The organism is Curtobacterium sp. 179-B 9B NHS, from assembly GCF_045370965.1.
GTDB lineage: Bacteria > Actinomycetota > Actinomycetes > Actinomycetales > Microbacteriaceae > Curtobacterium.
In genome coordinates this window covers 1-23,036 of the sequence record NZ_JBIQDQ010000014.1, presented here as the reverse complement: position 1 = coordinate 23,036, position 23,036 = coordinate 1, and the positions used below count along the sequence as shown (strand labels likewise).

Here is a 23,036-nt window from a genome sequence, read left to right as displayed (position 1 = left end):
TGCCGCCCCTTCCACGGCACACGGTGCTGGACCCCACCCACCTCCCACGCGGACCGTGCACGCGCGGTCGCTCCACGGCTCCGGTACGACCAGGCGTTCAGTCACACGACCGCAGCGCACCTCCTCGGCATACCGCTCCCACGCAGACTCGAGGCAGACCGACGCATCCACGTGACCACCATCGGCAAGGACCAGGCCATCCGCGTGCGCGGGACCGTCGGCCACCGAACCAGGGCACACCTCGCGAACGTCGTCCGTTCCGGGACCACCCCGATCGTGGACCCGGCCACCACCTTCGTCGTGCTGGCAGCGTTCCTCACGGTCGACGAACTCGTCATCGCCGGCGACGCGTTGGTCGGATGGCTGAACTGGTGCACGGTCGACGAACTCAGGGCCGTCGTCCGCCGCCACCGCGGCGGGCGGCACGTCCGCAAGGCACGCGCCGCGCTCGCCGAGGTGCGCCCGGGCTCGCGGAGCCCGGGCGAGACACGTCTCCGACTGGTCCTGGTCCGGCGCGGACTCCCCCTTCCGTCGCGCAACCACGACGTCGTCGTCGGAGGCAGATGGGTCGCCTGCGTGGACCTGGCCTACCCGGACGCGAGGGTCGCGATCGAGTACGAGAGCGACCTCCACCGATCCGACCCGCAGGTGTTCCGCAAGGACCTGACACGCGGCGAGCGACTGAAGGACGTCGACTGGTGGCTGATCCGGGCCACAGCGGATGACGTCGGTCCGCTCGCCGACGACTTCGTGGAGCGCATCCGGCGGCTGCTCACGACGGGCACGGCCGGGAGGCACGACACGCGGTCCCGACATCCCGTTGCGACGTTCACGTGAACATTGGTTGACGCTTCAACCAAACAGGTGCACAATGGGCTACAGTTCGAATCGATGCAGGCGCATGAAGATGCTCGCCTGGTCGGGAACCGCAGACCAACGCTCTCGTAAGGAGTCACCATGACGCTCAACGCCTCCGCCATCCCGGGCTACCAGACCGGTACCTGGAAGATCGACCCGACCCACTCCGAGGTCACCTTCTCCGTTCGCCACCTCGCGATCAGCAAGGTCAAGGGCTCCTTCGAGCGCTTCGACGCGACGCTCGTCACCGCCGAGAACCCGCTCGACACGACCCTCGAGGCCTCGATCGATGTCGCGAGCATCAACACGAACCAGGCGCAGCGCGATCAGCACCTCGCCACCGGTGACTTCTTCCTCACCGAGGAGCACCCGCAGATGACCTTCAAGTCGACCGGCATCCGCGAGGACGGCGACGACATGCTCATCGACGGTGAGCTCTCGCTCCGCGGCGTGACCAAGAACGTCACGCTGAAGACCGAGTTCGGTGGCGTGACCACCGACGGCTACGGCCAGGTCAAGCTCGGCGCCGAGGCGACCACGAAGATCGACCGCACCGAGTTCGGCGTGAACTGGAACGCGGCGCTCGAGGCCGGCGGCTTCACGCTCGGCAACGACGTCACCATCAACCTCGACGTGCAGTTCGTCCTCCAGGCGGCCTGACCTCCGGGTCACTGAACCACGGCTGTCGCCCCGCCCGAGCGCGGGGACGACGGCCGCGGACACCGAACGAAGTACCTGCAGTACCCGGCGAACGGCCCGGCTCCTCCCCCACGGAGCCGGGCCGTTCCGCGTTCCCGATGGCCCGGTCCGTGATCGGTGAGCCGGCCGGACGCCCGCCCGTGAACTCGAGCGGGCCATTCCTGTGACCACCGTTGCCCTGCATGCGCCGATCCCGTCCGCTCGGGCACGAGCGGGCCGTTCCCGCAGCCGTCCCCGCCGCCGCGTACCGATTTCGCCCGCCCGAGCACGAGCGGGTGTTTCCGTCGCTGCCGGCTCGACCTCGACGCCGGATCCGCCCAACCGTCGCGATGACCGCGCTTTCGGCCCGCAGACGACACCGAGCGCTGCCCCGCACGCGCACAGAGCTAGCGAGCGGGCGTAGCGTGTCGCCTGTTCAGCGCGGGAATCGCCCGTCCGTCGGTCCCGTTGCACCTCGCACCCGCCCCGACCGAAGAGGAGCACCACCATGGCCATCGACTGGATCGCGCTGCAGTCCCTCGCCGCAGCCGAGTTCGGACGCCGCGTCGCTGCGGTGACCGACTGGGAAGCGTCCACTCCCGACTCGGAGTGGACCACGCGCGACCTGGTGACGCACGTCATCGACGAACAGCGATGGATCCCCAAGCTCCTGACGGGGTGCGACTACGCGCAGGCCGAGGCGGACCTCGAACCCATCGGGCAGGACCTCGTCGACGAGTGGGCGAAGTTCGCGGCGGCAGCTCCGAGCGCATGGCAGAACGCGCCCGCTGACACTCCCGTGCACCTCAGCACCGACGTGGTCCGTGCAGACGAGTACCTGACCGAGCAGACCAGCGACATCACCATCCACACGTGGGACCTCGCGCGCGCGACGGGGACCGACGAAGCGTTGCCCGACGAACTCGTCCGCGCTGTGTGGGAGTACTTCGAGCCGCAGATCCAGGACCTCGCGGCGACCGGGCTGTACGCCGCGCCGGTCGAGGTCGACGACGATGCGCCGCTGCAGGTCCGCCTGCTCGCGGTCACAGGTCGCGATGCCAGGGTGAACGCCTGACGCGTCTTTCCGCCCGTTCGACACCGAGGGACGGAATCGGCGGCAGCACGCCAGTGGGCGGAACCAGCGGCAGCGTGAGCGCACGCGAGGAATATCCGCCCGTTCGTCGTTCGGCAGGCCGGACGCCTGACGCCTGGCAGCCCGACACGACGACGATGACAGCACTCATCCAACAGGAACCGCCCGCCGGACACCCGGCGGGCGGAATCGACGAAGGAGCCATCACGAACGCAGCAGACAACGCCCGCTCGACCGCCTCGACCGACGCCCACGGACGCCACGGAGCCGCCGAAGAGACCGCAACCCCCGGAACGACCGGAACCCCCGGAACCGCCGGAACCACCGCCTCGACCGACGCCCCCGACGCCGCCGGGTCCTCGGTGCGCACGACCCGCCTCGGGCGCACGGGCCTCGAGATCAGCCGCGTCGTCCTCGGCATGATGTCCTACGGCAAGCCGGACCAGGGTGCCCACCCGTGGAGCGTCGACATCGACGACGCCCGCCCGTTCGTCCGCCGTGCCTACGAGGCCGGCATCACCTCGTTCGACACCGCCAACGTCTACTCGGCCGGCTCGAGCGAGGAGATCACCGGCCAGCTCCTCAAGGAGATCGCCCCGCGGGAGGAGGTCCAGGTCTTCACCAAGGTCTTCAACCGCATGCGCCCCGGTCCGAACGGCGCCGGGCTCTCCCGAGCCGCGATCATGCACGAGATCGACGCCTCGCTGACCCGGCTCGGCACGGACTACGTGGACCTGTACCAGATCCACCGGTTCGACCCGCACACGCCGATCGAGGAGACCATGGAGGCGCTCCACGACGTCGTCAAGGCCGGCAAGGCGCGCTACATCGGCGCGAGCAGCATGTGGGCGTGGCAGTTCGCGCAGATGCAGCACACCGCCGAGCTGCACGGGTGGACGAAGTTCGTCAGCATGCAGGACCAGTACAACCTCCTCGAGCGTGAGGAGGAGCGCGAGATGCACCCGTTCGCGCAGGCGACCGGCGTCGGCGTCATCCCGTGGAGCCCACTGGCCCGCGGCAAGGTGACCCGCCCGTGGGACGCCGAGGGTTCGGGCAGCCGCTCGGACACGGACGAGTTCGGCAAGACGCTGTACCGCCAGGACGAGGACGCGAACCGTGCCGTCGTCGACGCGGTCCAGCAGGTCGCCGAGGCCCGCGGCGCGAGCATGGCGCAGGTCGCCCTGGCGTGGGTGGCCGGCAAGCCCGCCGTCACCGCGCCGATCATCGGCGCGACGAAGGAGCACCACATCGACGACGCGGTGGCGGCGGCCGCGACGGAGCTGACGCCCGATGAGGTGTCGCGACTCGAGTCCGCCTACACCCCGCGGGTGCCGTCCGGTTTCTGACGCGACCCGACGACGGACGGGAGGCGCGGTGCCAGCCGGCACCGCGCCTCCCGTCCGTCAGGTCAGTCGGTCCGGGAACGCCGCACGGACGGCGCACCGCTCAGGCGGTCGCGTCCTGACGCGACTCCTGCTCCAACCGGGCGATCCGGACGAGTGCCGCGCGCTCGGTGCCCGGGGTCGTCCCCAGCACCGCGCCGATGCCGTCGAGCACCACGCCGGCGACCTGCCGCACCGGCAGCTGCACGGGCCCGACCCCGGGCGTCCGCAGCGCGAGCATCGACCGGTGCCGCGGGTCGAGCGATGCGACCGCTCCGTCGAACAACGCCCGGTAGCCCGGTCGGAGGAGCCTGGCGAGCGGGGGGTCCTTGATGAACCGGACCACGTCGTGCGTCCGGGCGTCGGCCTTGAGTTCGCCGCGGTCGAGGTACCCGTTCATCTGTGCCCGGAGTTCGGCGTCCGACTCCGGAGCGTCCTCGACCCCCATCAGTCGCCCGGCGACCGCCCACTCGCGCACGTAGGCGTCGGCGCCGCCCGGGATGGGCTTGCCCCACACCTGGGCGCTCCGCAGGAAGGCATCGGTGAAGGCGAGGTGCACCCACCGCGCCAGGTCCGGGTCGTTCGCGGCGTACGGCTTCGTCACGCCGTGGCCGTCCACGTACTCGCCGACCACCCGCTCGTGGAGCTTCCGCACCCACTGGCTGGCGTGCGTCGCCTGCTGCGTGTCGCCGTGCGAGACCGTGTAGATCCACCGGATGGTGCCGGCGAGGCGGCCGAACGGGTCCTCGCGGTAGCGCGAGTGGTCGGCCACCCCGGCGAGGGCCCCGGGGTGCAGCGCCTGCACGAGCAGCGCCCGGACCCCCGCGAGCACGGTGTGGTTGCCGCCGTGCACGGCCCAGGTCGCGGAGCCCGGGCCGAAGAAGCCCGCGTCGGAGCCCTGTTCGAGCTCGTCGATCCAGGCGGGACGCTCGGTCGCGCCGTTGGTGAAGGTGTCGTTGAGGCGGGAGCGGAACGCGTCGGACACGGAAGCCATGCACCCATCGTCCGTCGTGCCCCTGACAACGAGCACGGCTCCGCCGGTAGGTTGGCCGAGTGAGCATCGACACGCCTCGTCCCTGGCTTGCCTCGTACGCCCCGGGGGTCCCGCACGACATCGACGAGCCCACGGGATCGCTCTCCGACATCGTGGAGCAGTCCGCGGACCGCTTCCCGGGGAAGGTGGCGCTCGAGTTCTTCGGCAGGACGACGTCGTACGCCGACCTGCAGGAGCAGATCCTGCGGGCCGCGAACGGCCTGCGGAAGCTCGGCGTCGGCGCCGGCGACCGGGTGGCGATCGTGCTGCCGAACTGCCCGCAGCACGTGGTGGCGTTCTACGCGGTGCTCCGGCTCGGGGCGATCGTCGTCGAGCACAACCCGCTCTACACGGCGCGCGAGCTCCGGCACCAGTTCGAGGACCACGGCGCGAAGGTCGCGATCGCGTGGGACAAGTCCGTCTCCACGCTCCAGGACTTCCCCGCGGACCTGCGCCTCGACGCGATCGTCTCCGTCGACCTGACGCGCGCGATGCCCCGTGCGACCCGCATCGCCCTGTCGCTGCCGGTGGCCAAGGCCCGCGAGTCGCGCGCGAAGCTCACCACGAGCGTGCGTGGCACGACGAAGTGGGACGGCCTCGTCTCGACGCGCAAGCTGTCGAAGCGCCACCCGCGCCCGGGCACCACCGACGTCGCGCTCATCCAGTACACGTCCGGCACCACCGGGGTGCCGAAGGGTGCGGTGCTGAGCCACCGGAACCTGCTCGCCAACGCCGCGCAGGCACGGGCGTGGGTCCCGACGATCCGCCGGGGCGACAACACGGTGTACGCGGTGCTCCCGATGTTCCACGCCTACGGTCTGACGCTGTGCCTGACCTTCGCGATGAGCATGGCCTCGCGGCTGGTGCTCTTCCCGGCGTTCGACCCGGCACTCGTCCTCAAGGCGATGAAGAAGCACCCGCCGACGTTCCTGCCGGCCGTGCCGCCGATCTACACCCGACTGCAGCACGCGGCGGACTCGGCGAAGGTGTCCCTGCAGGGCATCGAGATCGGCATCTCGGGCGCCATGCCGTTGTCGCAGAGCGTCGTCGAGCCGTGGGAGACCCGGACCGGCGGCTACCTCGTCGAGGGCTACGGCCTGTCCGAGTGCTCCCCCGTCCTCATGGCCAACCCGGTCTCCCCGGAGCGTCGCCTCGGCGCGATCGGACTGCCGCTGTCGTCCACCGAGGCCCGCGTGGTCGACCCGGACGACCAGACGAAGGTGCTCGGCACGGGCGAGGCCGGCGAGCTGCAGGTCAGGGGCCCGCAGGTGTTCCGCGGCTACTGGGGCAAGGCCGAGGCCACCGACGAGGTCTTCACGCCCGACGGCTGGTTCCGCACCGGTGACGTCGTGTCGATCGACGCGGACGGCTTCGTCAGCATCGTCGACCGGCTCAAGGAGCTCATCATCACCGGCGGCTTCAACGTCTCGCCGTCCGAGGTCGAGGACGCCCTGCTCAAGCACCCCAGCGTGCGCGAGGTCGCCGTCGTCGGCATCACGCAGGGCGGCAACGAGCAGGTCGTCGCGGCGGTCGTGCCGAAGGACCGGGAGTCGTTCGACGCCGAGGCGCTCCGCGCGTGGTCGCGCGAGCAGCTCGCGGCCTACAAGGTGCCGCGGCGCATCGTCGTGGTGGAGGACCTGCCACGCTCGATGATCGGCAAGGTGCTCCGCCGCAAGGTGCGGGACCAGATCACCGCGAAGTAGGCCGGCCGCTCCGTCGCGGGACCGCGAGCAGCGCGAGGCCGACGACGACGAGCGCGATCCCGAGCCACCCGGCACCGCCGAGGTGTTCGCCGACCACGAGCACGGCGAGCACCGCGGCGACCACGGGCTCGAACAGCGACAGCAGTGTCGCCACCGAGGCGCTGACCCGCCGCAGCCCGACCGCGTACAGCGAGTGTCCGAGCACCGTCGGCACGAGCGCGAGGTACACGAACACGGGCCAGTTCGCCCCGACGACGAGCGCGTCACGTCCCGCGACCGCCGCGAGCACGACGAGCGGGACGGCAGCCAACCCGAACACGGCGCCGACCACCCCGCGCCCGCCGGCACCGGCCGCACTGCCCGACACGGCGGTCGGCAGTGCCGGCGGCACCGGGGCCGGACGGCTCGCCGCGTGCATCCCCCGCGCGACCGCCCACGAGTAGGTGGCGTACGTCAGTCCGGCGAGCAGTGCGCTGCCGAGCCCGAGCAGCAGGGACCCGTCGCCCGGCGCCGCCGACCTCGCGAGCGTCACGACGACCATGCCGACCACGCCCACCAGGGTGGCGACGACCCAGCGACCGGTGACGCGCCTCCCGTCCGCCGCCCACTCCACGATGCCCGCGAAGAGCGGCGACGACCCGATGGCCACCGTCGTGCCGAGCGCGACCCCCGCGTCCGCGAGCGCTGCGTAGAACGCCACCGCGTACACGACGAGCGAGACCGCGCCGAGCAGCACCCAGCTCCGTGCACCGGGTCGGACGACCGCGCGCAGCGCGGAGCGACCCGTCGTCGCGGCGAGGACGAGCCCGCCGAGACCGAACGTGACCGCACCGAAGACGAACGCGGGAACGCCGGGTGCGAAGTGGGTCGCGGTCCCCGTCGTCCCCCACACGGCGGCGGCGACGAGGACCGCCACGGGGCCGCCCACCGGACGGGAGGCACGACCCACCGCCGCCGGGTCGGGCACGACACGTGGACCGTCGGCCGCCGCCGGGTCGGTCACGACACGTGGACGGTCGGCCGCCGGTGCACGTCCGGCTCCGCCTCGCGCAGGACCTCGCGCGTCACCGGGGCGACGTCGCCGACCCCGGTGAACACGAAGCGCAGGGCGTTCTGGATCGGGCTGCCCTCGTTCCACTCGAAGTAGATGCTCGGCACGACGCCGGCGATGTCCCGCACGGCGAGCAGCGTCGACGCGATGGTGTTCGGCACGTTGCCGGACCGGACGCGCAGGACGCGGTGGCCCTGCACGACGTGTCCCTCGACGACCAGGTCCTCCTCGAAGTCGGACGAGTCGGCTGGCAGCACCTCGAGGAACATGGTCGGCACGCGCGCGGGGATGCCCGAGTCGCGGCGTTCCTCGCGTCCCTTCGACCGGTAGGCCTCGGCGGTCCCGGCGCCCGGCTCGTTGGCGATGATGCAGACGGAGCTGAACTGGTCGGCGTCGGCCTCGATGAACTGCCGGGCGGTCGCGTCCAGCTCGATCGACGACGCCCGGAGCTCGAACGACCGCCGCACACGGGACACCAGCGACACGACGACGATGGCGATGATGAAGACCGCGGCGATGCGGACACCGTCCGGACGTTCGATGACGTTCGCGACCGTGGTGTAGACGAACACCACCGCGATGACCCCGAAGCCGATCGTCCGCTTCTTCTGCTGCCGCCGCCGAGCCGACAGCGTCACCGCGACGGCCGCGCTGGTGATGAGCACGAGGACACCCGTGGCGTAGGCGCCGCCCTGCGCGTCGACGTTCGCCTCGAAGATGATCGTGATCGCGAAGGCGATGAGCGTGAAGATGATCACGAGCGGCCGGGTCGCACGCGCCCACTGCGGCGCCATGCCGTAGCGGGGCAGGAAGCGCGGCACGAGGTTGAGCAGACCGGCCATCGCGCTCGCGCCCGCGAACCACAGGATCGCCACCGTCGACACGTCGTAGACCGACCCGAAGACGTTGCCGAGGTACTCGTGCGCCAGGAACGCCAGGGCGCGACCGTTCGCGCCGCCGCCCGGCTGGAACTCCTGCTGCGGGATGAGGAAGGTCGTGGCGATCGAGGACGTGATGAGGAACGTGCTCATGATGATCGCGGCGGTCGTCAGCAGGCGCTTCGTGCCGCGGATCCGTCCCTCGGGGCGGCCGTCCGAGTCGTCACCGGCCCCGCCGCGCACCTGCGGCATCACCGCCACGCCCGTCTCGAAGCCGGAGAGGCCGAGCGCCAGCTTGGGGAACACGACCAGCGCGATCCCGATCATCACGAGCGGGTTGCTGTGCTGCGCGGTGAGGTTCGACCACCAGTCGCTCGCGACGACGGGACGCTCGAACACGTGCCACAGCGCCACGACGACGACGACCGCGTTGAGCAGGAGGAACACCGCGACGAGCCCGACGGCGATGCCGATGGCCTCCTTGAACCCGCGGAGGAACACGACGCCGAGCAGGAGCAGCAGCACGAGCGTGATCGGCACCGGGATCTCGGTGAACCAGTGCGGCGTGAAGGGGTTCTCGGCGATGTGCGCGGTGGCGTCGGCGGCCGAGAGCGTCATCGTGATCATGAAGTCGGTCACGGCGAACCCGAGCAGCACGAGCACGAAGAGCTTGCCGGCCCACCACGGCAGCAGCTTCTCGAGCATCATGATCGAGCCGGCACCCTTGAAGCTGTCCGACGCGACCCGTCGGTACACGGGCAGGGCGCCGAACAGGGTCACGAGCACGAGCACGATCGTCGCGACGGGCGACAGCAGCCCGGCGGCGAGCGCCGCGATGGCGGGCTGGTATCCGAGCGTCGAGAAGTAGTCGACGCCGGTCAGGCACATGACCCGCCACCACGAGTGGGTCTTCTCGACCTCGACCTGGTGGGGGCCCTGGTGCGAGGCACCCTGGTCGGCTCCGTGCAGCATCCAGCGGCGCAGCCGCTCGCTGCGGTCGGAGGGTCGCCCGGTGGCGCCGCCCTGGGCGGCACGCTCGGCTTCGGTCGCGGTCACGAGAGTCGATGGTAAGCGGTCCCGACGACCCTCGGGCACCCCACGACCGGGTCTGTGGACGGCGCCTCAGCCCGCGCTGATCCTGGTGTACTTCCGCACCGACAGCGGCACGAACACCACGAGCAGCACCACGATCCCGATCAGCACCGTCACGACCGGGTGCTGCATCGTCCAGACGTCGGGGACGGGAGCCGTGCCGACGTTGCCGAACAGCTCCCGTGCGGCCTGCACGAGCGACGACACGGGGTTCCACTCGGCGAACACCCGCAGCACGAGCGGCATCGTCTCGCTCGGCACGAAGGCGTTCGAGATGAACGTCAGGGGGAACAGCACCATGAAGGACGCGTTGTTGATGACCTCCGGCGTCCGGACGCTCATCCCGAGCAGCGCCATCACCCAGCTGAACGCGTAGCTGAAGAGCAGGAGCAGCCCGACCCCGGCGAGGAACTCGTGCGGTGCGGACCCGACCCGCCACCCGACCGCCAGCCCGGTCAGCATCATGATCACCATCGAGATCGCGTTGAGCACCAGGTCCGAGTTCGTGCGCCCGACGAGCACCGCCGACGCCGACATCGGCAGGGTCCGGAAGCGGTCGATCAGGCCCTCCTTGAGGTCCTGCGCCATCGCCGACCCCGAGAAGGTCGCCCCGAACACGACGGTCTGCGCGAAGATCCCCGCCATCAGGAACTGCGTGTAGTCGGTCCCCCGCACCTGGATCGCCCCGCCGTAGACCTGGCTGAAGAGCAGCACGAACATGATCGGCTGCAGCACCGCGAAGACGAGCATGTCCGGGGACCGCTTGATCTTCGTCAGGTTCCGTCGCGTGACGGTCCAGCCGTCCTCGAACCAGATCGCGACGGGCGAGGTCACGACCACCGGCAGCTGCTGCCGCGACGCGCCGACGGCGGTCACCGGACACGCTCCGGGGTGCTGTCGTTCGTCTCCCCCGTGGCTCCCACCGTGTCGCGTCGCCCCGGCCGGGAGGAACTTCCCGCGCCCGCCCCGCCGCCACCGTCCGGCGCGTCCTCCTCGTCCGCCGTGGCGGCGTGTCCCGTGAGGCGCAGGAAGACGTCGTCCAGCGTCGGGCGTCGCATGCCGGCGTCGTGCAGCCGGATGCCCGCCTCGCCCAGGTCCGCGAGGACCCGCTGGAGCGCCTGCGGTCCGGCCTCGACCGCGATGCCGGAGGTGCGCCCGTCGGCCGACGTCTCCACGTCCCCGACGCCGTGGCGGCGCAGGGCGGTGACCACGGCCTCCCGGTCGTCCTCGTCCACCAGGGTGACCACCACACGGTGTCCACCGACCTGCGCCTTGAGCTGGTCGGCGGTGCCCTCGGCGATCACCCGTCCGTCGTCGATCACGGCGATGTCGTCGGCGAGCTGGTCGGCCTCCTCGAGGTACTGCGTCGTGAGCAGCACGGTGGCGCCGTCGCCGACCAGGCCCTCGATGATCGCCCAGAGGGCCAGGCGACTCCGGGGGTCCAGTCCGGTGGTCGGCTCGTCGAGGAACAGCACGCGCGGGTTCGTGACGAGCGCACCGGCGAGGTCGATGCGCCGACGCATGCCGCCGGAGAAGCCCTTCACGGGTCGGTCTCCGGCCTCGGACAGGTCGAACACCTCGATGAGTTCGCGCGCCCGCTGCCGCGCTGCCCGTCGACCGAGGTGGTACAGCCGGCCGATCATCTCGAGGTTCTCGGCCCCGGTGAGGTTCTCGTCGACCGCGGCGTACTGCCCCGAGACACCGATGGACCGCCGGGTGGCCTGCGGATCGGCGACCACGTCGACGCCGTCGATCGTCGCCCGGCCGGAATCCGGGGTGACGAGCGTCGTGAGGACCTTCACGGTGGTGGTCTTGCCCGCGCCGTTCGGACCGAGCAGCGCCGTGACGGTGCCCTCCGGGACGGACAGGTCGAGCCCGGCCAGCGCGTGCACCGGACCCGAGCGCGATCGGTAGGTCTTGGTCAGCCCGGAGGCTTCGATGATGGCCATGTCGCTCCCTCGTCGGCCACGTCGGTGTGGTGTGGGGTCGGAGGGAGCGACGACGTCACTCAGACGTCGAAGTCACCACCGAAGTCGCCGAAGCCGCCGCCGCCGAAGTCTCCGCCGCCGTCGTCCCAGCCCGCGTTCTCGTACCCGCCGCCGTCGGACGCGCCCGCATCGGACGCCCCGCCGTCACCGGAGTCGGCACCAGTGTCCTCCGAACCGCCGTCGCCCGCAGCATCGGTACCGCCGTCGAACGATCCGGCGTCGGGCAGGAAGGCGCTCATGATCGCCGAGCCGATGACGTACCCGGCGACCGTGCCGAGGATCGAGGCGCCGATCATCCGGCCGAACGACGGACCACCGCGCTGGCCCATCGCTCCCGCGCCGCCGTTCATGCCGCCGAGCGAGCGCTCCATGAAGCCGGGCTGCCGGATCTCCGAGCGGGTCGCCGCCTGGGCGAGGGACCGCGGGTCGTCCCCGCGGGGGGCCTCGCCGTCCGGGGCGCTGCGGGTGAACTCGTCGTAGACCATCCGACGCTGCTCGGGCGTCAGGGTCGCGAAGGCCTCGGCGTGGACCTCCTCGATGCGCTCCGGCGGCGCCGTGCGGAGCAGGTAGCGGTAGCGCTCGACGGCGCGCTCGTCGTCGGTGGACGCCGCACCCTGCGGTCCGCCCGGCTGCTGTCCGCCGTACTGCTGGCCGCCGTACTGCTGTCCGCCGTACTGCTGTCCGCTGGGCTGAGCGGGACCGCCCCACTGCGGGGTCCCGTACTGCTGGCCGCCGTACTGCTGGCCCTGCTGGGTCCCGTACTGCGGGGTTCCGTACTGCTGGTCGCCGTCCTGCTGTCCCTGCTGGACGGGCGGCACCTGGTACGACTGCTGTCCGTACCGGTAGCCCTGCTGCTGCTGCTGCGGCTGCTGCTGCGGCTGGCCCCACCCGCCCTGCTGGTCGCGGTCGCGCTCGGGACGGCCGAGCAGTCGGTCGAGGAATCCCATGTCGTTGCTCCTTCGGTGCGGTCCGCCCCGGTCGGGAGGGTCCGTCGGTGCCACCCTAGGGAGCGCCGGCGACCGCTGACTGTGCGACCGCACAGAACTGGCCGAGAGCGGTGTCAGCGCGCGCCGAGCGCCGTCGACCCGGCCGTGGAGCGCGCGTCGGCGGCACCCGGGCGGGCGACGAGGACGGGGCTCCCGCCACGGCCACGAGCGCCGGCGACTGCTCAGGCGCGCCCGCGACCCCGCCGCCCGGTGCGGAGGACGAGCCCGACGAGCAGCCGCCACCCCAGCAGGAAGACCGCGAGCGAGATCGTCGCGACGATGACGAACGACAGGGGCAGCGGATCCCCCGCGACGTCGCCCTGCCCGGTCAGCACGCGGAGCAGCATCCCGATCGCGACCGTCGCCACCCACACCACCACACCGGTCGGCCACACCCTGAGCGGACGCCGCCAACCGCGCACGACCAGGTACCCGACGAGCCAGCCGGCCAGGAACGGGTACGCCGTCGTCCACAGTCCGGTGAGCGACGAGGCCTCGGCGTGGGAGGACCGCCCGATGAGCGCGAAGGCGACGATGAGGACGATGTCGACGACGGCTGCGAGCCAGCCCCAGGTGCGAGTCACCCGACCATTCTCGCGCGGTCGGAGCGCTGCTCGTGACCCCCGCCCGGTCGTCGCACCCACCCCGTCGTGACCCTGCGCCGTCGTTGCCCTGCCCGTCGTGACCCAGTCCTGCCGGGGCCCGCGCTCAGAACAGCCCGGGGCGACCGTTCTCCTCCGGCAGGTCGAACCCGCGGAACATGTCGGACACGAGCGCCGCGATCTGCGGTTCGACCAGGCGTTCGACGGCCTCGGCGATCCGCGGACGGTGCTCGACGAGGGCCAGGCACACGGCCGTCCCCGTGGCGCGCGCACACTCGTCGGACAGGGCGATCTCGTGCCGCAGTGCGGCCTTCGCCTCGTCGGACAGCGGTTCGCGCGGCGTCTGTTCCCCCGCCCCCGTGCCGGTCATCTCGTCGAGGGTGAACAGGAACGGCTCCCCGGGCGACGGCTCCGGGTCCACGTCGAGTCCCTGGAACTCCGGCGACAGGCCCTCGGTCGGCTGGTAGCCCGCGTGCCGCTTCCGCGCGGCGGCCCGTTCGAGCTCACGGTGCAGCAGCGGGAGGTTCTTCGCGGTGTACTCGTCGACGGCGTCCTCGACGATGGTCGAGATCCGACCGATCAACGCGTGCTGGACGGCGTGCGGCACGTCCGGGCCGAAGCCCGCTGCCGAGGCGATCGGAGAACCGGTGCACTTCCGGCAGATCCGCGTCCGCGGGCGGGCGGTCCCGATCTGCCAGCGCGGCAGCCAGCGCAACCACACGTCGACCGCGCTCCGCACGCGACCGTCGATGCCGTCCATCCCTCAACAGTAGGCCGCGCGGCGCGGTTGCCCCCGGAGCGCGCCCGAGCGGGCGGAAACGCGCCGCGCTCGCCGAGCGGCCCGCACGTTCCGCCCCCTCGTCGGCCCGGCGCGGTGCGGCGAGCGGCCAGGTGTGCCGCGAGCGGGCGGAAACGCCTGCCGGACCGGTCGCGCAGGTGCGAGTTCCGCCCGCTCGGGTGAGCGTCCGGCACCACCCGGCGAGCGGGCGGAACGGCCGAGCAGCCCTGCGCGGACCTGCGCGTTCCGCCCTCTCGCGCTCGGTACCGGACGCGCGAGCGGACACGTCGCGCGAGCGGGCGGGACCGGCGACCGGACCGGGCGCGGGAGTACGCGTTCCGCCCGCTCGCGATGGCCGCCGGACGCGGGGGCCGGCGAACGGGCGGAACCGGCGACCGGACCGGGCGCGGGAGTACGCGATCCGCCCGCTCGCGATGGTCGCCGGACGCGGGGGCCGGCGAGCGGGAAGGAACCGGCGACCGGACCGGGCGCGGGAGTACGCGATCCGCCCGCTCGCGATGGCCGCCGGACGCGGGCGCCGGCGAGCGGGAAGGAACGGCAGCAGGGGTGGTCCGCCCCCGCCGGTTCCGCCCGCTCGGCGAACGGGACGGACGGGAGGCGCGGGTCGGCCCCGCCTCGGTCGATCCGGCCCCGGGTGGTGCCGTGCTCAGGCCCGCGGCTCGGTCACGAAGTCGATGAGCTCCTCGACGCGCCCGAGCAGCTGTGGCTCCAGGTCGTTGAAGGTCCGGACCTGCCCGAGGATCCGCTGCCATGCACGGGCGACGTCGGCCTGCTCCGCCGCGGGCCACCCGAGGTGCTGCAGGATGCCCTTCTTCCACTCGATCGAGCGCGGGATCGTCGGCCACGCCTCGAGCCCGAGGCGCGCCGGCTTCACCGACTGCCAGACGTCGACGAACGGGTGCCCGACGACGAGGACGTGCGCGCCCCACTTCCCGCGCATCACGGCGTCGGCGAACCGGGACTCCTTCGACCCCGGGACGAGGTGGTCGACGAGCACCCCGACGCGACGCTCTCGGGTGGGCCGGAACTCGTCGAGCACGTCGGCCAGGTTGTCGACGCCCTCCAGGTACTCGACGACGACGCCCTCGACACGGAGGTCGGCGCCCCAGACCTTCTCCACGAGCTCGGCGTCGTGCCTGCCCTCGACCATGATCCGCGAGGGCAGCGCCACTCGTGCCCGCTGCTGCTCGACGGCGAACGAACCCGACGCGGTCCGGAGGCGACCACCGTCGGTCGTGTGCCGCACGGCGGCCGCGGTCCCGGGCCTCCCGTCCGCACCGGCGGCGCGAGCCGGGGGTGCAGCCGCGGCGGAGCGACCGACCGGCGCCTGCGGACGACCGAGGGTGACGAGTTCGCCCTCGAGCAGGAACTGCCCGGTGAAGGGGAAGGCGCGGGTGCGACCCTTCCAGTCCTCCAGGGCGACGTTGCCCGCCTCGAGCCCGACGACGGCGCCCGCCCACCCGGAGTCGGGGTCCTCGAGCACCATGTCGCGTTCGAGCGGCACCTGCCGCACCTTCTTGACGCCCTTCGAGCGCCAGTCGCCCGAGAGCACGTCACTGCCGTACCGGTCGTCGTCCACCCGGGAAGCGTAGTGTCGACGGGTCCCGCAACGGCGCCGGCACCCTGGCGCGTCACGGTACGCGCCGCGTCCACCCCCGATCGGAAGGCCACACCGTGCGCGCAACCGTCATCCACGCCCCTCGCGACATCCGCGTCGAGGAGCGCGACACCCCCGTCCTCATCGAGCCCACCGACGCCGTCGTCAAGGTGACCGCGTCCTGCGTCTGCGGATCGGACCTCTGGCCGTACCGCGGCGTCCGCGGGACCGAGCAGGCCCACACCATCGGGCACGAGTTCGTGGGCGTCGTCGAGTCCGTCGGCGCCGACGTCACGGGCCTGTCCGCCGGCGACTTCGTCATCGCGCCGTTCACGACGAACGACGGCACCTGCCAGGCGTGCACGCACGGCATGACGAGCGGCTGCGAGCACAGCTCGATCTTCGGCGGCACGACCGACGCCTACGGCCACCCGATCGGCGGCGCCCAGTCGGAGTACGTCCGGGTACCCGACGCCGCGGCGACGCTCGTGAAGGTCCCGGGCCCGGTGGACGACGACCTCGTGCCGTCGCTCCTCACGCTCTCCGACGTCTTCTCGACGGGACACCACGCCGCCGTGTCGGCCGAGGTCGGCCCGGGGAAGACCGTCGTGGTCGTCGGCGACGGCGCGGTCGGCCTGTCCGCGGTGCTCGCCGCCGCGCGCCTGGGCGCCGAGCGCATCATCGCGATGAGCCGGCACGCGGACCGCCAGGCACTGGCGCGGGAGTTCGGGGCGACCGACGTCGTCGAGACCCGCGGCGAGGAGGGCATCGCCGCCGTGCGCGAACTGCTCGGCGGGGAGCTCGCCGACTGCGCCCTCGAGGCCGTCGGTACCGCGGAGAGCATGGACCAGGCGCTGCGGGTCGTCCGCCCCGGCGGCAACGTCGGCTACGTCGGGGTCCCCGCGGGTGCACCCGAGCTGCCGATGCCCTTCCTGTTCGCGAAGAACATCACCGTGGGTGGCGGGATGGCCCCCGCCCGCGCGTACATCGAGGAGCTGCTGCCCGACGTGCTCTCGCGGACGATCGAGCCGGGCCGGGTGTTCGACCTCGAGCTGCCCCTCGACCAGGCCGCCGAGGCGTACGCGGCGATGGACGAGCGGCGCGCGATCAAGGTGCTGCTGCGTCCGTAGCACCGGCCGCGTCGCAGGTCCGGTCCCGCCGCTCGGTGCTCAGTCGCCGGGCGGCGGGACCGTGATCTGCTGGACGTCCGGCGCGAACTCCCGGAGGCACGCCGATGCCACCTCCGTGAACTCCGGCTCGTCCTCACGGTCGAACCGGCCGCTGCCGTGCTGTCCGGGGAAGTCCGGGTAGCCGCGCTCGCGGATGCAGGCGTCCGCGGCCTCGTACTGGCGATCCCACTCCCGCAGCTGCGCCTCGTCCGCACGCGGGATCCCCACTGCCGTCGAGCAGGCTCCCGCTGCCTCCGAGAACGCCGCTTCGTCGGCTCCCGAGGGTACCTTCGACAGACCGGACTCGGCCTGACGGTCGGTGACGTCCTCGACGTCGTAGCCCTTCCCGCGCATGCAGGCGGACCACCGTTCACCGGCCCCGGCGGTCGCGCGATCGTCCGGCGGAGGGGCAGTGCCCGCACACGCGGTCAGTGCGGCCGACGCCGCGATGATCGAGGTCAGCAGGACGGCGTCGCGCGCAGCGCGGCGGAACAGCGAGGGAGTCACGGGTCGAGCGTCCCGCAGCGGCTGTTTCGCGAGCGTTACGCGTCGCGGACCGCGAGCACACGGTGCGGCGCCGCCCGCTCGGCCCTCCACCCCGCGGGGAGCGCCTCCTGCAGCTCCGGCACGGTGAACGACCGGCGGATGGAGCGGAGCCCGTCCACCCGGACGAACGTCCCGGCGGACACGAGCGGGGATGCCAGCGCGTACGCGCGGTAGGCCTGCCGCGACCGACGGATGTCCGAGTGGAGGCTCCGACCGGTGGCCAGCTGCTCGGAGTCCGACAGGAAGGCCGCTCGGGCGTCGTCGTCCAGGTGGTGCAGCACGTGGTTCGACACGACGACGTCGAACCGCTCCCCCGCGGCGACGAGGTCCGTGCTCGACGCCTGCCGGAAGGTCACCCCGCGCGCTGTCGATCGTCGGGCTGCAGCGATGGCGCGGTCGTCCGGGTCGACCCCGACGACCTCGAGCGAGAGCCCGTCACTGCCCGCCCACCGCACGAGCGAGCGTGCCAGGTCGCCGCCACCGCAGCCGAGGTCGAGCACCCGCGCACGACCGCTCGGTGGCAGCGCGGGGACGACGTGCGTCCGCCAGACCGCCCGCCACCCGCTGACCAGCGCGTTCACCACGGCGAACCGCCGGAACGTCCGGTCGAGCACCCGCGGGTCGCACCCGGGGTCGTCCATCAGCTCCTGCAGGACCGTGTCCCGCTGTCGGAGGTCGACCGCTCGGGCGCCGGGCTCACGTCCGCCGTCCGTGCCGCGCACGGTCCGTGGCCGGTCCGTCACGCCTCGACCGCCGTGAGCCTCGCGCTCTCCACCGTCAGCCCGGGACCGAACGCGACGGCCGCGACCGGCGATCCGGGCGCGAGGCCCTGCTCGACGGCGTCGCGGAGCACGAAGAGCACCGTCGCGCTCGACATGTTGCCGTGGTCGCGGAGCACGGCGCGGCTCGACGCGACCGCGCCGTCGGGCAGCTCGAGGGCGTCCTGCGCCCGGTCCAGGATCGCCCGTCCACCGGGGTGCACCGCCCACACCGGCACGTCGGCGAAGGTCTCGCCCTCGCCGAGCAGCGCGGTGACGGCAGCCGGCACGTGCACACCGACGAGCTTCGGGACGGCGGTGGAGAGCACCATCTCGAAGCCCTCGTCACCGATGTTCCACGCCATCTCGGACGCACCCTCGGGCACCGTCGCCGTCGCGAACCGCTCGATGCGCAGGCCCGGCCCGCCCGCCGCGACGACCGCTGCCGCCGCGCCGTCGCCGAAGACGCTGTTCGCGACGATCTGGTCCGGGTCGTCCGACGCGCGGACGTGCAGGGTGCAGAGTTCCGCGCAGACGACGAGCACGACCGCGTCGGGGTCCGCCTCGGCGAAGGCCGCCGCGATCCGCAGCGCCGGGAAGGCGGCGCAGCACCCCATGAAGCCGATGTGGTGTCGGAACACCCCGGCGGGCAGTCCGAGCTGGTCGACGACGTCGATGTCCGGTCCGGGCTGCGTGAACCCCGTGCACGAGACGGTCACCAGGTGGGTGACGTGGTCCGGTGCCACCCCGGCGCGCTCGACGGCGTCACGGGCGGCCGCGACGAAGAGCGCCGGAGCGAGGTCCCGGTAGCGGTCGTTGCGTGTGCCGGTGGACGGTGAGACGAGCGTTCCGGAGTCCTGTCGGAAGAGGCCGCCGGGCCGCGAGGCGTCGAGCTCCTCGATCACCGTGTGCCGGTGCTCCACGGCGGATGCGTCGAACGCCGCGGGCACGATCCGTGCGCCGAGGCGGCCGAGGCCGGGCTGCCCGGCGAACAGGTCACGCACCGAACCCTGGTCGAGGGTGGTGTCGGGGACGGCGGTCCCGATGGCGCGGATCGTTGCGGTCACGACCCATCCTGTCACCGGGTCGCTGACACGTCCCCAGGTTGGTCCGGTCCGGTCGGTGCCGCGACGGACGGGAGGCACGGTGCCAGCCGGCCCCGTGCCTCCCGTCCGTCGCGCCCGGACGCTACGACTGCTGCGCGCGCTCCAGGACCAGCTCGCGGACGCGGGCCGCGTCGGCCTGTCCCTGCATCGCCTTCATGACCGCGCCGATGATCGCGCCGGCTGCCTGGACCTTGCCGTCCTGGATCTTGGCGAGGACGTCCGGCTGGGCGGCGAGCGCCTGGTCGACCGCTGCGGTGAGGGCCGAGTCGTCGGAGACGACCTTGAGCCCACGGGCCTCGACGACCTGCGCCGGCGACCCCTCGCCCGCGATGACCCCCTCGAGCACCTGGCGCGCCAGACGGTCGGTCAGGTCACCGGACTCGACGAGCGCGATCGTCTCGGCGACGTGCTGCGGCGACACGAGGTCACCCGCTGCGGCGTCCTGCGCGTTCGCGACGCGGCTGATCTCGCCCGTCCACCACTTGCGCGCGGCCTGCGGGGAGGCACCGGCGGCGACCGTCGCCTCGACCTCGTCGAGCAGCCCGCCGTTGACGACGTCCTGGAACTCGAGGTCGCTGAAGCCCCAGTCCCCCTTGAGACGGCGGCGACGTGCGACGGGCGCCTCGGGCAGGGATGCCCGGAGTTCCTCGATGACCGCGGGGTCCGGCACGACCGGCAGCAGGTCGGGCTCCGGGAAGTAGCGGTAGTCGTCGGCGTCCGACTTCGGGCGGCCGGCCGAGGTGCGCCCGGTGTCCTCGTGCCAGTGCCGCGTCTCCTGCGTGATCGTGCCACCCGCGGCGAGGATCGCGGCCTGGCGCTGGATCTCGTAGCGGATGGCGCGCTCGACGGCGCGGAACGAGTTGACGTTCTTCGTCTCGGTGCGGGTACCCAGCTTCTCCTGACCCCAGGGGCGCAGCGAGATGTTCGCGTCGCAGCGCAGGTTGCCGCGCTCCATGCGGGCCTCGGAGACGCCGAGCGCGCGGACCAGGTCACGGATGACCTGGACGTACGCGGCGCCGAGCTCGGGAGCACGGTCCTTCGCGCCGAAGATCGGCTTGGTGACGATCTCGACGAGCGGGACGCCGGCGCGGTTGTAGTCGACGAGCGAGTACTCGGCGCCCTGGATGCGACCGGTGGCACCACCGACGTGCGTCAGCTTGCCCGCGTCCTCCTCCATGTGGGCGCGCTCGATCGGCACCTGGAAGATGGTGCCGTCGGCGAGCTCGACCTCGACCTCACCCTCGAACGCGATCGGCTCGTCGTACTGCGAGATCTGGTAGTTCTTCGGGTTGTCCGGGTAGTAGTAGTTCTTCCGGGCGAACCGCGAGGACTCCGCGATCGAGCAGCCGAGCGCGAGCCCGAGCTGGATCGAGTAGCGCACGGCCTGCTCGTTGACGACCGGCAGCGACCCGGGCAGCCCGAGGTCGACCGGGGTCACGTTCGTGTTGGGCTCGCCACCGAAGAAGTTCGGGGCGTCCGAGAACATCTTGGTCTTCGTCGCGAGTTCGACGTGGACCTCGAAGCCGAGCACCGGCTCGAAGCGCTCGAGCGCCTCGTCGAAGTCCATCAGCGCGTCCTTCTGCGCCATCAGATCACACCTTCCTGCGCAGCGGACTGCTGAGACTGGTCGAGGTCCGGGATGCTGTCGATGAGCGGGCGGCCCCACTGCTGCTCGAGCAGGCGCTCGAGCGCGGCGCCGTACCGGTAGAGGCGGGCGTCCTCGCGCTGCGGCGCCATGAGCTGCACACCGGTCGGCAGCGAGTCCTCGGGCGCGAGGCCGTTCGGGATGCTCATGCCGGGCACGCCGGCGAGGTTCGCCGGGATCGTCGTGAGGTCGTTGAGGTACATCGACAGCGGGTCGTCGAGGCGCTCCCCCAGCGGGAAGGCGGTCGTCGGCGCCGACGGGCTGATGAGCAGGTCGACCTGGTCGAACGCCGCCGCGAAGTCGCGCTGCACCAGGGTGCGGACCTTCTGCGCGGACCCGTAGTAGGCGTCGTAGTAGCCGGCGCTCAGCGCGTAGGTGCCGAGGATGATGCGGCGCTTGACCTCGGGGCCGAAGCCCGCTTCACGCGTCGCGGCCATGACGTCCTCGACGGTCGCACCGTTCTCGGGCGTGACGCGCAGGCCGAAGCGCACCGAGTCGAACTTCGCGAGGTTCGACGACGCCTCGGCCGGCAGGATCAGGTAGTACGCGCTGATCGCGTACGCGAACGACGGCGCGTCGATCTCGACGACCTCGGCGCCCGCCTGCTCGAGGATCGCGACCGTCTCCTGGAAGCGCTGCGTGACGCCGGCCTGGAAGCCCTCGCCCCCCGCGAGCTCCTTGACGACGCCGACCTTGAGCCCGCGGAGCGTGTCGGCCTGCAGGCCCTCGCGCGCAGCGGCGGCCATCGACGGCCAGGCGTCAGGGATCGACGTCGAGTCCTTCGGGTCGTGCCCGCCGATGACGTCGTGCAGCAGCGCGGCGTCGAGGACCGTGCGGGACACCGGACCGATCTGGTCGAGCGACGACGCGAGTGCGATCGCGCCGTACCGGCTGACCCCGCCGTAGGTCGGCTTCACACCGACCGTGCCCGTGACGGCACCCGGCTGGCGGATCGAGCCACCGGTGTCGGAGCCGAGGGCGAAGGGGGCCTCGTGCGCGGCGACCGCTGCCGCCGATCCCCCGCCGGAGCCGCCCGGGATCCGGTCGAGGTCCCACGGGTTGCGCGTCGGACCGTACGCCGAGAACTCGGTCGTCGAGCCCATCGCGAACTCGTCCATGTTGGTCTTGCCGAGCGGCACGAGGCCGGCGGCGCGGAGCTTCGCGACCGGGGTGGCGTCGTAGGGCGGCCGCCAGCCCTCGAGGATCTTCGACCCCGAGGTGGTCGGCATGTCCTGCGTGCACAGGACGTCCTTGATCGCGATCGGCACACCGGCGAGCGCGCCGAGGTCGTCGCCCGCGGCGCGACGCGAGTCGATCGACCGCGCTGCCGCCAGGGCGTTCTCGTTGACGTGCAGGAACGCGTGCACGTCGCCGTCGACCGCTGCGATCCGGTCGAGGTGGGCCTGCGTGGCCTCGACGCTCGAGACGTCGCGCGCCACCAGGGCGTCGGCGAGGGCGGCCGCGCTGAGGCGGGTCAGGTCGTCGGTCACTGCTCTTCTCCCAGGATTGCCGTCACGCGGAACCGTTCGCCGTCGGAGTCGGGCGCGCCGGAGAGCGCCTGCTCCTGGGTCAGCGTCTGCCCCACCACGTCGGGTCGGGTGACGTTGCCGAGCGGCACCGGGTGGCTCGTCGCCGGGACGTCGTCGGTCGCGACCTCGGCGACCTTGGCGACGCTCTCGACGATGTGCGACAGCTCCCCGGTCAGCTTCTCGATCTCGTCGGGCGTGAGTGCGATACGTGCGAGGTTCGCCAGGTGGGCGACCTGCTCGCTCGTGATGTCAGGCATGGTGCTCCGTCGATCGGTTCGTGGAATGCGCACCAGTCTATTGGCCGCGTCCAGCGGCGGCACCACGGTCACCGGGGCTGTGGAGAACCGGTACGCCAGGCCCGGTGCCGGTCCGGCGGACCGGCACCGGGCCTCCAGCCCGTCGCGTGCTCGCCGTCGCCGCCTACCCGTGCGACGGTGGCTGCTGGGTCGCCTCGCCCGTTCCGGTGCCCTGCGCGCCGCCGCCGGTGCCCGTCCCGGTCGACGTCGCGTCGGCACCCGCGCCCGGCTGCGAGCCGGCCCCGGC

21 protein-coding genes are annotated in these 23,036 nt (G+C 72.3%); 6 read left to right on the top strand and 15 right to left on the bottom strand.

All coding sequences use genetic code 11. From position 1 onward, the window contains the following. Positions 1–171 precede the first annotated feature (171 nt). The 4 genes from ACH0A8_RS12125 to ACH0A8_RS12110 all read left to right on the top strand — a co-directional run bounded on the left by ACH0A8_RS12125 (position 172) and on the right by ACH0A8_RS12110 (position 3,975). On the top strand, positions 172–837 hold the full coding sequence (locus ACH0A8_RS12125) for a hypothetical protein (protein WP_406907278.1): 666 nt from the start codon (positions 172–174) through the stop codon (positions 835–837). A 120-nt stretch (positions 838–957) separates the two neighbouring features. Continuing rightward, positions 958–1,518 (top strand): YceI family protein, encoded by a 561-nt coding sequence (locus ACH0A8_RS12120; protein WP_066652989.1) that lies wholly within the window; start codon positions 958–960, stop codon positions 1,516–1,518. A 526-nt stretch (positions 1,519–2,044) separates the two neighbouring features. Continuing rightward, positions 2,045–2,611 (top strand): TIGR03086 family metal-binding protein, encoded by a 567-nt coding sequence (locus ACH0A8_RS12115; RefSeq protein WP_406907277.1) that lies wholly within the window; start codon positions 2,045–2,047, stop codon positions 2,609–2,611. A 380-nt stretch (positions 2,612–2,991) separates the two neighbouring features. Beyond that, complete coding sequence (locus ACH0A8_RS12110) at positions 2,992–3,975, top strand: aldo/keto reductase (RefSeq protein ID WP_406907276.1); 984 nt, start codon at positions 2,992–2,994, stop codon at positions 3,973–3,975. Positions 3,976–4,075: 100 nt separating this feature from the next. Here the strand turns inward: ACH0A8_RS12110 and ACH0A8_RS12105 are convergent, their stop codons facing one another. Then, positions 4,076–5,005: an oxygenase MpaB family protein gene (locus ACH0A8_RS12105; protein WP_066652984.1), complete on the bottom strand. Its 930-nt coding sequence runs from the start codon at positions 5,003–5,005 to the stop codon at positions 4,076–4,078. 59 nt (positions 5,006–5,064) lie between these two features. Here ACH0A8_RS12105 and ACH0A8_RS12100 point away from each other — a divergent pair, with 59 nt between their 5' ends. Beyond that, positions 5,065–6,747 (top strand): long-chain-fatty-acid--CoA ligase, encoded by a 1,683-nt coding sequence (locus tag ACH0A8_RS12100; RefSeq protein WP_406907275.1) that lies wholly within the window; start codon positions 5,065–5,067, stop codon positions 6,745–6,747. Here ACH0A8_RS12100 and ACH0A8_RS12095 read toward each other — a convergent pair. The 8 genes from ACH0A8_RS12095 to ACH0A8_RS12060 form a co-directional block, all read right to left on the bottom strand. Further along, the gene (locus ACH0A8_RS12095) at positions 6,734–7,750 is read right to left on the bottom strand and encodes a DMT family transporter (RefSeq protein WP_406907274.1); all 1,017 of its coding nucleotides are present in this window, start codon (positions 7,748–7,750) and stop codon (positions 6,734–6,736) included. The genes ACH0A8_RS12100 and ACH0A8_RS12095 overlap by 14 nt on opposite strands. Beyond that, the gene (locus ACH0A8_RS12090; RefSeq protein ID WP_406907299.1) at positions 7,747–9,648 is read right to left on the bottom strand and encodes an amino acid permease; all 1,902 of its coding nucleotides are present in this window, start codon (positions 9,646–9,648) and stop codon (positions 7,747–7,749) included. The genes ACH0A8_RS12095 and ACH0A8_RS12090 overlap by 4 nt, the downstream gene beginning before the upstream one ends. A 150-nt stretch (positions 9,649–9,798) precedes the next feature. After that, complete coding sequence (locus ACH0A8_RS12085) at positions 9,799–10,644, bottom strand: ABC transporter permease (RefSeq protein WP_066652975.1); 846 nt, start codon at positions 10,642–10,644, stop codon at positions 9,799–9,801. Continuing rightward, positions 10,641–11,717 (bottom strand): ATP-binding cassette domain-containing protein, encoded by a 1,077-nt coding sequence (locus ACH0A8_RS12080; RefSeq protein ID WP_406907273.1) that lies wholly within the window; start codon positions 11,715–11,717, stop codon positions 10,641–10,643. The genes ACH0A8_RS12085 and ACH0A8_RS12080 overlap by 4 nt, the downstream gene beginning before the upstream one ends. A gap of 59 nt (positions 11,718–11,776) precedes the next feature. Next, positions 11,777–12,703 carry a hypothetical protein gene (locus ACH0A8_RS12075; protein ID WP_271825977.1) on the bottom strand — a complete coding sequence of 309 codons (927 nt, stop codon included), beginning with the start codon at positions 12,701–12,703 and terminating at the stop codon, positions 11,777–11,779. Positions 12,704–12,924: 221 nt separating this feature from the next. Beyond that, entirely contained in the window at positions 12,925–13,326 is a 402-nt protein-coding gene (locus ACH0A8_RS12070) for a DUF3054 domain-containing protein (protein ID WP_209683558.1), read from the bottom strand. A gap of 124 nt (positions 13,327–13,450) precedes the next feature. Further along, positions 13,451–14,104, bottom strand: coding sequence for a spermidine/putrescine ABC transporter substrate-binding protein (locus ACH0A8_RS12065; RefSeq protein ID WP_066652971.1), 654 nt, complete (start codon positions 14,102–14,104; stop codon positions 13,451–13,453). A 685-nt stretch (positions 14,105–14,789) separates the two neighbouring features. After that, the gene (locus ACH0A8_RS12060; protein ID WP_066652969.1) at positions 14,790–15,722 is read right to left on the bottom strand and encodes a DUF3097 domain-containing protein; all 933 of its coding nucleotides are present in this window, start codon (positions 15,720–15,722) and stop codon (positions 14,790–14,792) included. A 95-nt stretch (positions 15,723–15,817) separates the two neighbouring features. On the opposite strand from ACH0A8_RS12060, the gene ACH0A8_RS12055 reads away from it, so the two are divergent. Beyond that, positions 15,818–16,870, top strand: a complete 1,053-nt coding sequence (locus ACH0A8_RS12055; RefSeq protein ID WP_066652958.1) for a zinc-dependent alcohol dehydrogenase family protein — start codon at positions 15,818–15,820, stop codon at positions 16,868–16,870. A gap of 39 nt (positions 16,871–16,909) precedes the next feature. Here the strand turns inward: ACH0A8_RS12055 and ACH0A8_RS12050 are convergent, their stop codons facing one another. The 6 genes from ACH0A8_RS12050 to gatC all read right to left on the bottom strand — a co-directional run bounded on the left by ACH0A8_RS12050 (position 16,910) and on the right by gatC (position 22,750). After that, positions 16,910–17,416 carry a hypothetical protein gene (locus ACH0A8_RS12050; protein ID WP_066652955.1) on the bottom strand — a complete coding sequence of 169 codons (507 nt, stop codon included), beginning with the start codon at positions 17,414–17,416 and terminating at the stop codon, positions 16,910–16,912. Between the two features lie 35 nt (positions 17,417–17,451). Further along, the gene (locus ACH0A8_RS12045; protein WP_268746770.1) at positions 17,452–18,198 is read right to left on the bottom strand and encodes a methyltransferase domain-containing protein; all 747 of its coding nucleotides are present in this window, start codon (positions 18,196–18,198) and stop codon (positions 17,452–17,454) included. Continuing rightward, a complete protein-coding gene (locus ACH0A8_RS12040) occupies positions 18,195–19,280 on the bottom strand; it encodes a type III polyketide synthase (RefSeq protein WP_066652945.1) in 1,086 nt (361 codons plus the stop codon). Before ACH0A8_RS12040 ends, ACH0A8_RS12045 begins: the two co-directional genes overlap by 4 nt. A 121-nt stretch (positions 19,281–19,401) precedes the next feature. Beyond that, positions 19,402–20,907 carry an Asp-tRNA(Asn)/Glu-tRNA(Gln) amidotransferase subunit GatB gene (gene gatB, locus ACH0A8_RS12035; protein WP_066652943.1) on the bottom strand — a complete coding sequence of 502 codons (1,506 nt, stop codon included), beginning with the start codon at positions 20,905–20,907 and terminating at the stop codon, positions 19,402–19,404. After that, entirely contained in the window at positions 20,907–22,454 is a 1,548-nt protein-coding gene (gene gatA / locus ACH0A8_RS12030; RefSeq protein WP_066652941.1) for an Asp-tRNA(Asn)/Glu-tRNA(Gln) amidotransferase subunit GatA, read from the bottom strand. The genes gatB and gatA overlap by 1 nt, the downstream gene beginning before the upstream one ends. Then, positions 22,451–22,750, bottom strand: a complete 300-nt coding sequence (gene gatC, locus ACH0A8_RS12025) for an Asp-tRNA(Asn)/Glu-tRNA(Gln) amidotransferase subunit GatC (RefSeq protein WP_058728900.1) — start codon at positions 22,748–22,750, stop codon at positions 22,451–22,453. Before gatC ends, gatA begins: the two co-directional genes overlap by 4 nt. Between the last annotated feature and the right edge of the window lie 286 nt (positions 22,751–23,036).

Coding starts and splice junctions, on each gene's coding strand:
- ACH0A8_RS12120 (WP_066652989.1), top strand. CDS start 958: ATGACGCTCAACGCCTCCGCCATCCCGGGCTACCAGACCGGTACCTGG.
- ACH0A8_RS12115 (WP_406907277.1), top strand. CDS start 2,045: ATGGCCATCGACTGGATCGCGCTGCAGTCCCTCGCCGCAGCCGAGTTC.
- ACH0A8_RS12105 (WP_066652984.1), bottom strand. CDS start 5,005: ATGGCTTCCGTGTCCGACGCGTTCCGCTCCCGCCTCAACGACACCTTC.
- ACH0A8_RS12090 (WP_406907299.1), bottom strand. CDS start 9,648: ATGCTGCACGGAGCCGACCAGGGTGCCTCGCACCAGGGCCCCCACCAG.
- ACH0A8_RS12080 (WP_406907273.1), bottom strand. CDS start 11,717: ATGGCCATCATCGAAGCCTCCGGGCTGACCAAGACCTACCGATCGCGC.
- ACH0A8_RS12075 (WP_271825977.1), bottom strand. CDS start 12,703: ATGGGATTCCTCGACCGACTGCTCGGCCGTCCCGAGCGCGACCGCGAC.
- ACH0A8_RS12065 (WP_066652971.1), bottom strand. CDS start 14,104: ATGGACGGCATCGACGGTCGCGTGCGGAGCGCGGTCGACGTGTGGTTG.
- gatB (WP_066652943.1), bottom strand. CDS start 20,907: ATGGCGCAGAAGGACGCGCTGATGGACTTCGACGAGGCGCTCGAGCGC.
- gatC (WP_058728900.1), bottom strand. CDS start 22,750: ATGCCTGACATCACGAGCGAGCAGGTCGCCCACCTGGCGAACCTCGCA.